This window comes from Agrobacterium sp. 10T429, assembly GCF_056393925.1.
Genome location: NZ_JBFTGV010000001.1, coordinates 106257 through 119626 on the forward strand (window position 1 = coordinate 106257; position 13370 = coordinate 119626).

General features: G+C 58.9%; 14 protein-coding genes. 1 reads left to right on the forward strand and 13 read right to left on the reverse strand.

Annotation, left to right across the window (positions count from 1 at the left end; genetic code table 11):
* Window positions 1-127 precede the first annotated feature (127 nt).
* Window positions 128-1117 carry an Ldh family oxidoreductase gene (locus AC1DCP_RS00490; RefSeq protein ID WP_019564530.1) on the forward strand — a complete coding sequence of 330 codons (990 nt, stop codon included), beginning with the start codon at window positions 128-130 and terminating at the stop codon, window positions 1115-1117.
* Between the two features lie 223 nt (window positions 1118-1340).
* Here AC1DCP_RS00490 and AC1DCP_RS00495 read toward each other — a convergent pair whose 3' ends face one another.
* The 13 genes from AC1DCP_RS00495 to AC1DCP_RS00555 form a co-directional block, all read right to left on the reverse strand.
* Window positions 1341-1586, reverse strand: coding sequence for a helix-turn-helix domain-containing protein (locus tag AC1DCP_RS00495; protein ID WP_003514469.1), 246 nt, complete (start codon window positions 1584-1586; stop codon window positions 1341-1343).
* 383 nt (window positions 1587-1969) lie between these two features.
* Window positions 1970-3010, reverse strand: coding sequence for an AraC family transcriptional regulator (locus AC1DCP_RS00500; RefSeq protein ID WP_013635267.1), 1041 nt, complete (start codon window positions 3008-3010; stop codon window positions 1970-1972).
* Window positions 3011-3097: 87 nt separating this feature from the next.
* Window positions 3098-3709, reverse strand: coding sequence for a phosphonate metabolism protein/1,5-bisphosphokinase (PRPP-forming) PhnN (gene phnN, locus AC1DCP_RS00505; RefSeq protein WP_038489421.1), 612 nt, complete (start codon window positions 3707-3709; stop codon window positions 3098-3100).
* Window positions 3706-4842, reverse strand: a complete 1137-nt coding sequence (locus AC1DCP_RS00510) for an alpha-D-ribose 1-methylphosphonate 5-triphosphate diphosphatase (protein ID WP_003514474.1) — start codon at window positions 4840-4842, stop codon at window positions 3706-3708. Before AC1DCP_RS00510 ends, phnN begins: the two co-directional genes overlap by 4 nt.
* Complete coding sequence (locus tag AC1DCP_RS00515; RefSeq protein WP_019564525.1) at window positions 4839-5537, reverse strand: DUF1045 domain-containing protein; 699 nt, start codon at window positions 5535-5537, stop codon at window positions 4839-4841. The genes AC1DCP_RS00510 and AC1DCP_RS00515 overlap by 4 nt, the downstream gene beginning before the upstream one ends.
* 266 nt (window positions 5538-5803) lie before the next feature.
* Window positions 5804-7153 carry a phosphonate ABC transporter, permease protein PhnE gene (gene phnE / locus AC1DCP_RS00520; protein WP_038489427.1) on the reverse strand — a complete coding sequence of 450 codons (1350 nt, stop codon included), beginning with the start codon at window positions 7151-7153 and terminating at the stop codon, window positions 5804-5806.
* On the reverse strand, window positions 7153-8139 hold the full coding sequence (phnE, locus tag AC1DCP_RS00525) for a phosphonate ABC transporter, permease protein PhnE (protein ID WP_046205506.1): 987 nt from the start codon (window positions 8137-8139) through the stop codon (window positions 7153-7155). Before phnE (AC1DCP_RS00525) ends, phnE (AC1DCP_RS00520) begins: the two co-directional genes overlap by 1 nt.
* A 69-nt stretch (window positions 8140-8208) precedes the next feature.
* On the reverse strand, window positions 8209-9114 hold the full coding sequence (phnD, locus tag AC1DCP_RS00530; RefSeq protein ID WP_003514479.1) for a phosphonate ABC transporter substrate-binding protein: 906 nt from the start codon (window positions 9112-9114) through the stop codon (window positions 8209-8211).
* A gap of 85 nt (window positions 9115-9199) precedes the next feature.
* On the reverse strand, window positions 9200-10060 hold the full coding sequence (gene phnC, locus AC1DCP_RS00535) for a phosphonate ABC transporter ATP-binding protein (RefSeq protein ID WP_003514481.1): 861 nt from the start codon (window positions 10058-10060) through the stop codon (window positions 9200-9202).
* 237 nt (window positions 10061-10297) lie between these two features.
* A complete protein-coding gene (locus tag AC1DCP_RS00540) occupies window positions 10298-10915 on the reverse strand; it encodes a transferase hexapeptide repeat family protein (protein WP_003514484.1) in 618 nt (205 codons plus the stop codon).
* A complete protein-coding gene (gene phnL, locus AC1DCP_RS00545; RefSeq protein WP_065659761.1) occupies window positions 10912-11619 on the reverse strand; it encodes a phosphonate C-P lyase system protein PhnL in 708 nt (235 codons plus the stop codon). Before phnL ends, AC1DCP_RS00540 begins: the two co-directional genes overlap by 4 nt.
* 4 nt (window positions 11620-11623) lie before the next feature.
* Entirely contained in the window at window positions 11624-12400 is a 777-nt protein-coding gene (gene phnK / locus AC1DCP_RS00550) for a phosphonate C-P lyase system protein PhnK (protein WP_003514488.1), read from the reverse strand.
* Entirely contained in the window at window positions 12397-13299 is a 903-nt protein-coding gene (locus AC1DCP_RS00555; RefSeq protein WP_003514490.1) for an alpha-D-ribose 1-methylphosphonate 5-phosphate C-P-lyase PhnJ, read from the reverse strand. Before AC1DCP_RS00555 ends, phnK begins: the two co-directional genes overlap by 4 nt.
* Window positions 13300-13370: the final 71 nt, after the last annotated feature.

Consider the following 13370-nt stretch of genomic DNA (forward strand, 5'->3'; position numbering starts at 1 on the left):
CTGCCGAAGGGCGAATGCGTGCCCGACCGGTATTCTCGATAAGATATCCATTTGGGCCTGAATTGCATTTCGCGAATGTTTTCGATGGTGTAGGTCTTGTCGACTTAACACGCAGAGGCATTCCGGAATGAAATTCTCAATCGCAGAGGCGGAGGATCTCGTATCCTCTATCTTTGAGCGTAACGGCGTTCTGCCGCAAAACGCCCGCTCCGTGGCGAAGGCGCTCGTGGCATCCGAGGCTGCAGGCCAGGGCGGCCACGGTTTTCGGCGTATCCCCGTTTATGTCCGTCAGGCGCGGGTTGGCAAGGTCAATGGCAATGCGCGGCCGGTGGCAAGTCGTGTCAAACCGGGTGTGCTTTCAATCGACGCTAACAACGGTTACGCCTATCCCGCGATCGACTGCGCCGTAGACGAGTTGCCGGACATGGCCCGGCAGCAGGGCATCGCGCTTGCCGCGATCCATCGCTCCCATCATGCAGGCGTCATGGCACTTACAGTCGAGCGTTTCGCGGAAATGGGCCTCGTGGCGCTGATGTTCGCCAATGCTCCTGCATCCATGGCGCCTTGGGGTGGCACCAAACCGCTCTATGGCACCAATCCGATTGCGTTCGCCAGCCCTGTTGGCGAGGCAGATCCGCTGGTGATCGATCTGGCGCTTTCCAAGGTTGCGCGCGGAAAGATCATGGCAGCCCGCCAGAAGGGCGAAACCATTCCGGGCGACTGGGCGCTTGATACGAATGGCCGGCCCACGACCGATCCCGAAGAAGCCCTAGCCGGAACGATGGTGCCTGCGGGCGAGGCCAAGGGGGCTGCCTTGGCGCTTATGGTGGAGATCATGGCCGCCGCGCTCACCGGTGGAAGCTTCGCCTTCGAGGCCTCTTCCCTTCTGGACGACAAGGGTGCGCCACCCTCTCTCGGCCACACGATCATCGCCATAGACCCCGTATCGTCGGGCGGTGCGGCCTTTACCGAGCGACTGGCGCTTATCGCCGGAGAGATAGAGAAGCAGGAAAACGTGCGTTTGCCCGGTCGGCGAAGCCAGGGCATTCGAAGGCAGGCGCTGGAAAGCGGTATCATCGTCGAAAGCGATATTCTTGCCGAGATTCAGTCGCTGTGAGGAACTGAAAATGAAAACCCGGCGGACCGGAAAGTCCGCCGGGTAAACCGTGTATGGCTGCCTTGCAGTTGCGCCGATAGGCCGGAAATCATTTCCGACCCGCCTTTTGGTCCGCCGTCCCGCCATCAAAATGGTGGGTTTTTGGCGCAGAAAGCAACACATCCGGTTTTGGCTTACGGGAAGGGGACGATTTCGCGTAAGCTTTTGGAGCGAGAGGGAAGCTCTAAATATCCTGTTCGATCAGTCCACGCAGCAGGGCGATGCTGACGGCATTCAGCAGATTGGCCGCACCTAGCCTTAGGCGGACCCGTTCCAGAGTATCTTTAACATCCGCTTCGTCCGCTCCCGTTATCAAGGCAATGTGAGAAGGATGTCGGCCCCGCGCAACGAGCCCCAGATATTGCCGCTCACGATCCGAAAGGACGATTTCACGCGCCTGGTGACGTTCATGCTGCGTTTTTGACGACATAGTCTTTCAGCCTCAAAAGAGATTGACCTTCCCAAAGCGGGATGTGGCCTCAGGAACCAGGCAATAAGCAGCTGATCTCGCAGCCAGCCGGTCCCGGCATGGGCATATCCTCGGCGATGAAAGAATGACTGCATCGTCCTTCCCAAAAACCCGAAATCGGTTCTTGTCCAGAACAATGTAAAATTCAAAGCTTTGGAATATTTTCCGTCATGCCCGAAGGCATATTGCGGCGTTCTATTAGGCGGTCTGCCATCTCAAGAGAATAACATCTCACGCCAAGTTTTGCGTTTTTATTGTTATGTTTCGATACATAATCCAAAGAACGCCGACATATTTCCCAAATTTATTTTGGATATATGGAATATTGATGCTGGGAATGGGCCCTATACGGCGGAATGATGCGCGTGTTTCTTGCGAATGTCCGTGGGCGTTGCCCCGAACCAGCGGGAAACGGAACGCGAAAACGCACCCGGCGTAGAATAGCCGAGCCTGTAGCTGATATCGGAAACCGGAAGATCGCTTTCCACGAGGAGCTTGAAGCCGGCATTCTTGCGAATGGCGTCCTTTATCTCGTTGAGATTAGTCCCAAGCTCGGCAAGCCGTCTTTGAAAACTGCGTTCCGACAGGTTGAAATAGGGGGCGATCTCGCTCAGCGAAAGCTCGGCATCCGACAGCCGCACCTGCATGTAACGCTTCACCTGATCGATGAAATGCGTGGCGTCTGCCGATGTCTCCGGCCGCAGCATCCGGCATTGCAAGTTCATCAGCTCGAACAGCCGCTCATCTGCATTTGGGTTGACCACGTCCAGAAGCGATGTGGGAAGACGCATGGTATGGATGGGTTGCGAAAAGCTGACGCGCTTGGTCATTCTTTCTTTAAATAGCTGAATATTAACCGGTTTCGGCCGTTCCAGACCGATCTCGATCAGGTTGACGCGCTCCCCCAGAATATCGCGAAGGCGCTGGATCAGAGCTGTCAGCGACAAATCCACATATTGATCGCGTTTGGCGATGACAGGCGCAAAGGACCACGACAGGGTTACGTGCGCGGCATCCGTGACCATGGTGAAATTGCTGTTATTGGTCGCGTAATAAACGTGATCCTGAAGAAAACGCAGGAAAGCCCGCACTGTCGGCGCGCTCATCAGGCCATATCCGAACGCGCCGGATGCGCCGGCGGGAAAGGTGGACGCGCATTGCAAACCAAAGGCGTCGTCGCCGGAAATCAACGCACATGTCTCGAGCAGGCGGCAAAATCGGTCGAGGCTGATGCGCTCCGTCACGCTGCCGAAAGTGGCGGGATCGATATCGAGAGCCTTGCAGATGGGGGCAATATCGATGCCCCGCGACCGTGCATAATTGGCGACGCCGGCGGCCAGACCGGCCACCACTGTTATCTCGTCGCTGACCCTCTTTTCAGGCATCCCTCGCCTTGGCGTACCATGTTTGGAAATTGTCGCCTGATGGTAAGCGTTGGGAAGCCATTTGTCGAGCAGTTCGGCCTGTGGAGTTTAAATGTGGCGACGGCCGCTCTGCTCAAGCACCTGCATGATGGTTTTGCCCGCATCTTCCATGGCACCGCTATTGTCCACGGTCGTCACATCAAAATCCCCGACGACCGTGAGCGAACTGCGTTCCAGCCGCCGGAGAATATCCTCCCGGCTTTCCCGCCCGCGCTGCTCCAGCCGCTTCGCCAGCACGTCCGGCCGTGCAACGATGTTCACGACCTTGAGGCGTGCAAAGGCGGTGCCGAACTGGGGCAGGGCTGAGCGGGAGCCGTTGGCGATGACCACGTCTCCCGCATTAAGATGACGATAGACGGCGGCCGGAATGCCATATTTCAGCCCGTGCGCCTGCCAGGAAACGGCAAAAGCACCTTCGTCTTCCAGCCGGTTGAACTCGTGCATGGAAACCGCATCGTGATTTTCGCCGCCGGCATCGCCGCTGCGGGTAATGACCCGGCGTGTGAAATGAAAGCCCGGCCGCCCGGACAGCTGCGCTGCGGCATAATCCATCAGCGTGTCCTTGCCGGCCCCACTCGGGCCGACAATTACGATCATGGTTCCGGGCACCGTACCCAGCGTCTGGCCGTCAAGCCGGCTATCCTGTCCGTTGCCGGTCATGCCACACGTTTGCCCTGACGCCAGACCGAGCGGGCGACGGGAACGCCGTCCTCGCGGTGAACTCGGACCAGATCGGCCCGCAATCCCGTTGCGATGCTGCCGCGATCGCGAAGGCCCACCGTTCGTGCCGGCGTGGAGGTAACCATGCGCAACGCTTCCGGCAGAGTGATGGCTTCCACCTGGTCGGCGAGCAGGAACGGCGCGTAAAGCAGGCTGAACGGCACATAGTCGGAAGAGAGAACATCCAGCACGCCAAGTTCGGCAAGATCACGCGCGGCGATGTTGCCGGAATGGGACTTGCCGCGAACGATGTTCGGTGCGCCCATCAGTACGCTCATGCCGGCGCTGTGCGAAGCCTTTGCCGCCTCGACGCTGGTGGGGAACTCCGCGAGTTTCACGCCGTGCCCGATCGCTTCGCCCACATGCGCTTCTGTAGCGTCGTCATGGCTTGCAACGGTTATGCCGCGCTCGGCGCAACGGGCCGCCAGGTAATCCCGGTGCTTGGCGGAAAACTCCGCCGATGCCGTCTGCCGGCGTCTGACGAACTCGGCGAAAGCCTCGTCGCTCAGTCCGCGCTTCTTCTGGTAATAGAAGATATATTGGTCCATCGACTGAAACTGGCGCTGCCCCGGGGAGTGGTCCATCATCGAAATCAGCCGCACACGCGGATCGGTCTCGAAATCTTCGAAATGCTCGAGCACATCGGCGGAGGCGACTTCACAGCGCAGGTGCAGCAGGTGATCTGCCCGCAGGCGGTTCTGATCGGCAGCGGTTTCAATGGCATCCGCCATTTCCCGCATCTCGCCCTTCTTGAACCCGCCATCTTCGTCGGAGCCCAGCCGCAGGCAGTCGAAAACAGTGGTAATGCCTGATGACGCGACCTGCGCATCGTGAGCCTGAATGGCGGCAATCTTATCCCAGATAACCCCGGGACGCGGCGAATAGTGCTGTTCCAGATGGTCGGTGTGCAGTTCCACCAGACCCGGGATGAGGAAATCGCCTTCGAGATCCTCGCCGGTCTTGGAGGCGCCTTCGCTGATATCGGCGATCTTGCCGTCACGGATCAGAACGGATCCCAGAATAATATCGTCTTCCAGAACGATACGGGCGTTGGAAAGGGCATGCTCGGTCATGGGTCAGCATCTTTCTTTGGCGGCTGGCCAAGCGGGTGCCAGCGATGAACGGTAAATGGTGCGCCGCGCGTTTCCTCAACGAACAAAGCGAGGCCGGAAATGGTGAGAGGCCGGTCGACGAACTCGGAAAACTTGGTCGAAAGCACATCCTGGATAGCGGGCGCGTCGCTTTCGTCGATGCGGCCCGTCAGCGTCATATGAAAGCGGAAGTCGTCCATGACATGCGGATAACCCCAGAGCGACAGATTTTGCCGCTGGCTTTCGGTCAGGTTTTGCGGGCGGCGGCGGGCAATGTCGGTCTCGGACAGGGGCGCGCGAAACCGGTCGAAATGGTCGACGATCTCAGCGGCAAAATCCTGCAGCGGCTGGTAGGTGCGATCCGGAACGAGCGCGAAAAACGGCCCGAGTGCACCGATGACAACACGCGGAATATCGAAGACGGACTGGCTGGCCGCAAACTGTTCGAGGGCGGCGACGAGATCCGCTTCGCTGTATTTTTCGGAAAGCTCGAAGGGGGCTTTCAGCGTCGCGTGGAAACCGTAACGGCGCGGCTCCTCAGTCATCTCCGCATAAGCGGCATGGTCATCATGTTGCGCGCCGGAAAAGGCATTGCGTCCCAGCCAGCGCGACGCCGCTTCAGTCAGTGGATGATCTTTAGCCGGAGAAAAATAGATGGCGTAGCGCACGGCAAGCACTCTTCGGTGTCATGGAAAACCTGGATGAAAAGCTATTTGGCGTGACTCGCCCGCTTCCCGCAAGGTCAGGAGTGCGAGGTAATCGCTTTCCGTGACAGAATGATGATGACCCAGGAAAAAAAGCGCTTGAAACGCCGCGTGTCTCTCGAATGTCCGCAAGACGGATGCTGGCGCATTGAGGGGATGTATCTGACTTTGCAAAGAGGTTCCGGTTTTGCGCACGTCTCGGGAAGCGGGATAGCCAAACCCCGCTCCTGCTTTATGAATTAATGCTGGGTTTTCCCGATCAGGCGCGACCGCAGGGAATTCGAGATGTGGTCGAACAGGAAAACCACGAAGAGAATGAGCAGCACCATATAAGCGACCTTGTCCCAGTCGGCATTGGTACCCATTGCTTCCAGCAGTTTCAAACCGATGCCGCCAGCGCCAACCGCACCGATGATCGTGGCTGAACGGGTGTTGCTTTCCCAGAAATAAAGCGACTGGGAAATGAAGACCGGCAGGACCTGCGGAAGCACGCCGAAACGATTGACGGCGATGGGGGAAGCGCCAACCGATTTGACGCCCTCGCGCTGCTTGTCGTCAACATTCTCCAGCGCCTCGGCATAGACCTTGCCGAGCGCGCCGGTATCGGTGAAGAAGATCGCGGCAATGCCGGGGATCGGCCCCGGACCGAAGCTGCGGGTGAAAAACAGCGCCCAGATCAGCATGTCGATCGAGCGCAGGAAGTCGAACAGACGCTTCATGCCCCAGTTGGCGGCCCTGTTGGCGGTGATATTGCGTGCGGCTAGAAAGGCGAGCGGCAGGGCAACGAGCGTGCCGAACAGCGTGCCCACAAAGGCCATCACCAGCGTCTGCATCAGCTTGGAAAGAATATCGGCGTGCTGCCAGACACCATTGTCGAGGAAATCATCGACCATGTGGCTGATGTTTGAGCGCGTGGGATCGAGCCTTTCCCCCCACAGCGCCAGTGCGGCAAGGTCGCCGTAGCTCTTGCCCCAGAATTCCGATTTGGTATCGAACAGGAAGTTCGCCCACCCGAGGAACCGCCGCTGCACGTAAACCTGGCTGGTGCGGATTTCTGCCTGTCCGGCAAAACCGTAATGCACGAGAACCTTGTTGCCGTCCTGCGTGATCTCTTGCGGCAGGACCTCAGGGGCCAGAGCCTTGTCGCCATTGATGATGACGGGATAGTTCTTGCCGTCCACATAGACGTCCACCCGGGTCGGCGTTACGTCCAGACGGTTTTGCGTGCCCGCGTAAACGACGCTGTAGCCGCCATCCGGCAAGGGTTGCAGCCAGTCGATCGGCGCATCGGCGGGATATTGCATCCGGCTTGACCACTGCGGGTTCACCTTGCCGTCTTCGAAACGAAGGCGTGGCTGGGCCCGCCAGGAATACCAGTCCTGAATGTAGCTCGAAGCGCGATCCCATCGGCCCTGCATGAAAGCGGGGCCGACATTGAAGAAGAAAAAGCAGGCGGTGAGATAGACGAGGACGGCGACAATACCGGTCAGCAAGCCGTATCGCTGCATGAAGCCGCGATTGAAAATTGCGGGATGTGCGGCCGTCAGCCTCTCGCGGTCTGCGGTATTGAGAATGAAGCTGGACGACATCAGGCCGCTCCCCGTCCGAATTCGAAGGATTGATGGCCAATCAGCCTGCGGCGCAACCAGCTGGAAAACTGGTCTACGGCGATGATGGTGATCAGCAGCAGGATGATGATGGCATAGGTCTTGGAGGCGTGATCGTTACCGATCGACAGCCGGAAGACCTCGCCAATGCCGCCACCACCAACGGCGCCGATGATGGTCGAGGCGCGTACGTTGATTTCGGCACGCAGCAATGCATAGGACACGAAATTGGGCAGGACCTGCGGCACGATGGCAAAGCGAACCCGCTCCAGCCAGTTGGCACCCGCGGCACGCAGGCCTTCATCCGCCTTCATGTCGGCATTTTCCACGACTTCGAAGAATAGCTTCCCCAGAGCCCCGATGGTGTGCACGGAAATCGCGATGATCGCCGCGATCGGCCCGATCGATAAGATGGCAGTCAGCAATCCCGCGACGACGATCTCCGGAAAAGCGCGCAGGATCTCCATTACCCGGCGAACCACCCAGCGCACGAGGCCGGCACCGATAAGGTTGGTGGAGGCAAAGAAGCACAGCACAAATGCGAAGGTCGTGCCTATTATCGTCGAGACCAGCGCGATGTTGAGCGTGATGATCAGCTGATAGATGAAATGCGGTATGTAGAAACCGTTGGTGATGTAAACGCGATCCGCGACATAGTTGTATTTCAGCGAACCGTTGTCATAGGGCGACGGCAGGTCGAACATCGCCCGGAAGACCTCGAGCGGGCTATCTGGCACGAATGTTTTCATGAAGTCGAAAAAATATGGCAGGCGCTCGAAGAACTTGCCCGAATTGGCCTCATTGGCGAAATTCAGTGAGGCGGCAAGGACGATGAGGAAGATAACGAGCGACATAACGGTATAAATCCGCCGTGTCCTAAGCTGCTGTTGATAATGACGCATCACCGTTCGGGACGATGTGCTCAATCCCTCAGGCGTGAGGGTACCATGTTGCAGTGTGGTCGCCATGCCGCTTTCCTTTATTGGCAAAAGCGGCGATGCCGCAAGGCACCGCCGCTTCCGGATATGATCTGAGGATCAGCCGCCGATAACGGACTTACGGGCGTCGATGATCGTCTGGTAGAAAGCCGGGTCGACCTTGATGTAGGCAGTGTTCTTGCCCTGGGTGTAACCCTGGAAGCAGGCGAGATCCTTCTTCGGCAGTTCCATGAAGAAGTCTTCGACCTTCTGCTTCATGCTGTCACCGATCTTGTTGGCAACGAGAAGCGGACCGTTCGGGATCAGCGGGGATTTCCAGACCTGAACGATATCGTCCATGTCGAGGTTGCCCTTCTTGACCATCTGGTGAAGGTTGCCGCCGGAGTAGCCTTCTTCCCACTTGCCGACGCCCGAACCGAATGTCGTGCCGACGTCGAACTTTTTGTCGAGAACGGCGAGAACGAGGTTCTCATGGCCGCCGCCGAAGCCGGTTTCGGAGAAATATTCCTTGACCGGAACGCCGGTTTCCTTCGGGATCGATACGTTCGGGACGAGGAAGCCCGAGGTGGAGTCAGGGTCGGCGAAGCCGATCTTCTTGCCCTTGGCGTCAGCCAGAGACTTGATGCCGCTGTCCTTGCGGGCAACCATGATCGTGTAGTAGCCGCTGGAACCGTCAGAGCCGGTATAGGTCAGGATCGGATCGACGGCCTTGGGATCGGCAATGGCGATCTTGGCGTAGGAAGAAGCGCCCATGGATGCAATGTCGATGGTGCCGCCGAGCAGGCCCTGGATAACGCCGTTATAGTCCGGCGACGGGAAAACCTGAACTTCGGAAACGCCGGTTGCAGCCTTGAGGCCATCCGCAACGCACTTCGTGTTGCGGATCTGGTCGGCTTCATTTTCCGAACCGTCGAGACCGATACGCAGGACCTTGACGTCCTGAGCCATGGCCGAACCGGCCAGAACGCCAAGGGCGACTGCCGAAAGAAGGATTTTCTTCAACATGGACTTTCTCCTGTTTCCCGGCGAGCCGGAGTTTGTTGTGAAGTATCGGCCCTTGACGCGGGCGCAAACGATGCTGAGCGGTTCCTCAGAGCCCGGCGAGAGCCAGCGGTTCGGGACCGGCAGATTGCTGAACCGGACGCGCGGCAAGCTGCGCGCCGGGAATATTGATGCTGGTCGAGGTCATGGTCTCGTCGATGCCGGCGCCGTGTGAATCCGTGCCGTAAATCTCCGTGACCGCCGCAGCCGTTAGTTCGGCGGGTGTTCCGTCGAAAACGACTCGACCCTGCGACATGCCGATAATGCGTTCGCAATAATTGCGCGCCGTATCCAGCGTATGCAGATTGGTGATGACGGTGATGCCTTCACGCTCGTTGATGTCGCGCAGGGCGTCCATGACGATCTTGGCGTTCAGGGGATCGAGAGAGGCGATCGGCTCGTCGGCGAGAACCATCTTCGGAGACTGCATTAGTGCCCGGGCGATAGCGACGCGCTGCTGCTGGCCGCCGGAAAGCGTGCCCGCCGCCTGCATGGCTACGTGCTCGATGCCGAGCCGCTCGAGGGCGGCAATCGCCATCAGGCGCTCTTCATCCGTGAAAATGTTGAACAGGCTGAGCACGGTCGAACGGTGGTTCAGGCGGCCGAGCATGACATTGGTGAGCACGTCGAGACGCGGCACCAGATTGAACTGCTGGAAGATCATCGCGCAGTCGCGCTGCCAGTTGCGCAGGGCGGCACCCTTCAGCGAAGAGACTTCCGTGTCGTTGAAATGAATGGAACCCGAGGAGGGATCGACGAGGCGGTTGATCATGCGCAGCAGCGTTGACTTTCCTGCGCCAGAACGTCCAATCACGCCAACCATCTGGCCTTGCGGAATTTCCACATTCACGGAATCGACCGCAGTGTGGTTGCCGAAACGGCGCGTGACTTGCTTCAGGTGAAAGCTCATTTCCCCGTCCAATCTTCTTCTGATGGGGTTCGACCTAACAGCGGTGCGTGAAGCGTGAATGTCAGTTTGATGAAGAAAATATTACAGAATGCGCAGATAAGGCGTGCGCGTGGTCGCCTGCGAACCTTTTAGTAGTCGTGCCACCGGATTGAGGCCGGCGGGTGTCTCGCAGACATGGTTAGGGAGACCCCGGAGCACGACCCCCGGAATCTGCAGTTTCTTCGGTGTGGGGCGATTTTACCCGGCGTATTTCGCCACGAAATCCTCGGCGGCGAGGGTGCGGAAATCGTCCAGTGCGCCGCGCAGCGTTGCGTGGTCCCAGTCCCACCATTTGAGATCGTCCATGCGCTGGCCAAGGTCCGCCGGGAAGCGGTTCCTGATCAGCCGGGCGGGTACGCCGCCGACGATGGTATAGGGCGCAACGTCTTTCGACACGACCGCACCGGCCCCGATTACCGCACCGTTTCCGATTGTGACGCCAGGCAGGATGGTCGCGCCATGGCCGATCCAGACATCGTGGCCGATCACCACGCGCTTGGCGCGGCGGGCGGCGAAGAAGTCATTTTCATCATCGGCGTCGTCCCAATAATTGCGGGCACGGTAGGTGAAATGGTGAAGTGTGGCGCGCGACATCGGATGATTGGTCGCGTTGATGCGGACGGATGCGGCGATGTTGACGAATTTGCCGATGGTGGCGCACCAGATCGCACCGTCCTGCATGACATAGGAATAGTCGCCCATCTCCACTTCCTCGATGCGGCAGCGTTCCGAGATTTCGGTATAGCGGCCGATCGATGAATTGGTGACACGGGCACTTTCGTGGACAACAGGTTCGAGACCGACCTTCACACTCATGCCGCTGCCTTCCGGGGGGAGAATTGCGAGACATCCAGAACGCGATCGGCCACGGCTTCCCGCACTTCCTCGTCATGGAAAATACCGAGCAAGGCCGTCCCTTTGCGCTTCTTTTCCGCGATCATCTCCACGACCACCCGTCGGTTGGCGGCATCCAGGGATGCGGTCGGTTCATCGAGAAGCAGGATCGCGTGATCGGTGATGAAACCGCGTGCGATGTTGACGCGCTGCTGCTCGCCGCCGGAAAAGGTTGCTGGCGGCAGAGACCACAATTCCCGCGGCAGGTTGAGTTTCGAAAGCAGAACGGCTGCCTGCTCGCGGGCCTCTTCCGCGGCAACCTTGCGCGCAAAAAGCGGCTCGGCGACGACGTCGATCGCCGGAACGCGCGGCACGGTGCGCAGAAACTGGCTGACATACCCGATGGTGCGATGGCGAATATCGAGGATGGTGCGCGGCGAGGCGCTGCCCATGTCAATGACCTGATCCTCGTGGCGGATGAGGATCTGGCCGCTGTCGATGGCATAATTGCCATAGAGCATTTTCAGGATCGAGCTTTTGCCGATGCCGGACGGGCCGCCGAGCACGACACATTCTCCGCCGGACACGGAGAAACTGACATCGCGGACAACAGGCAGTTCGATGCCATCGCGAAGATGCATGGTGAAGCTTTTGAAGACTTCCGAAACGATAAGGGGTGTCGGCATGGCGTCAAACCTGCAAAATGGAGGAAACAAGCAATTGCGTGTAGGGTTCGCGCGGATCATCCAGCACCCGGTCTGTCAGACCGTGTTCGATGACGTCACCACCCTTCATCACCATCATGCGATGGGAAAGCAGCCGCGCGACCGCCAGATCATGGGTGACGACGATAACGGCGAGGCCGAGATCGTTGACGAGACCACGCACGAGATCGAGCAGGCGTGCCTGCACCGAGACATCGAGGCCGCCGGTCGGTTCGTCCATGAAGACGAGGCGCGGTGAGGTCACCAGGTTGCGGGCAATCTGCAGACGCTGACGCATGCCGCCGGAAAAGGCGCGTGGCTGGTCGTCAATGCGGTCTGTGCCGATTTCCACCCGTTCCAGCCACTCGCTGGCCGATTGCCGGATATTGCCGTAATGCCGGTTACCGACAGCCATAAGCCGCTCGCCGACATTGGCGCCCGCCGAAACCGCCATGCGCAGTCCATCCGCTGGGTTCTGGTGCACGAAACCCCAGTCTGTCCGCATCAGGAAACGCCGTTCGGCTTCGCCCATATGATAGAGGTCTCGCACCGAGCCATCGCGCATGCGATATTCCACGCTGCCAGCCGTCGGCACGAGCCGTGTGGAAATGCAGTTGAGAAGCGTGGTCTTGCCGGAGCCGGATTCACCGACGATTGCCAGAACCTCGCCCGGATAAAGCTCGAAGGAGACGTTGCGGCAACCGGCGCGGTCGCCGTAATATTTCGAAACGTCCCTGACTTTCAGAAGCGGTGCGTCGCTCATTCTGCGGCCTCCTTCACATCCGCCAGCAAATGGCCCTTGTGGCCATGGGCGCGGCGGTCTTCGCAATGGTCGGTATCGGAGCAGACGAACATCCGCCCGCCCTTGTCGTCCAGCACCACCTCGTCCAGATAGACATTCTCCCCGCCGCACAGCGCGCATGGCTTGTCGAAGCTCTGGATTTCAAACGGATGGTCCTCGAAATCCAGGCTGACGACATCCGTGTAGGGTGGCACGGCATAGATGCGCTTTTCGCGACCGGCCCCGAACAATTGCAGGGCGTCCGACAGGTGCATTTTCGGATTGTCGAACTTCGGGGTTGGCGAGGGGTCCATCACATAGCGCCCTGCAACCTTCACCGGATAGGCATAGGTGGTGGAGATACGGCCGTTGCGGGCGATGTCCTCATAAAGCTTGACGTGCATCAGGCCGTATTCCTCCAGCGCATGCATGACGCGGGTTTCGGTCTCACGCGGCTCGAGGAACCGCAAGGGTTCAGGAATGGGAACCTGATAGACAAGGACCTGCCCCGAATGCAGTTCTTCTTCGGGAATGCGGTGCCGCGTCTGGATGATGGTTGCATCCTTGGTGCGGGTGGTGACGGCGACATCAGCGACCTTCTGGAAGAAGGCGCGGATGGAAACGGCGTTGGTGGTGTCGTCGGCGCCCTGGTCGATAACCTTCAGGACATCGTCTGGACCGAGGATGGCGGCGGTCACCTGCACGCCGCCGGTGCCCCAGCCGTAAGGCATGGGCATTTCACGGGAAGCGAAGGGAACCTGATAACCGGGAATGGCAATTGCCTTCAGGATCGCCCGGCGGATCATCCGCTTGGTCTGTTCGTCCAGATAGGCGAAGTTGTAGGCAGCCAGCCCGTCGTCGAATGAAACTTCTTTAAGCATTGCGCGTTAACCTTGCGAAAAAAGGAGTACAAGCTCATGGAGATTGGAATTCTTGCAGCCGTGTTTTTTGC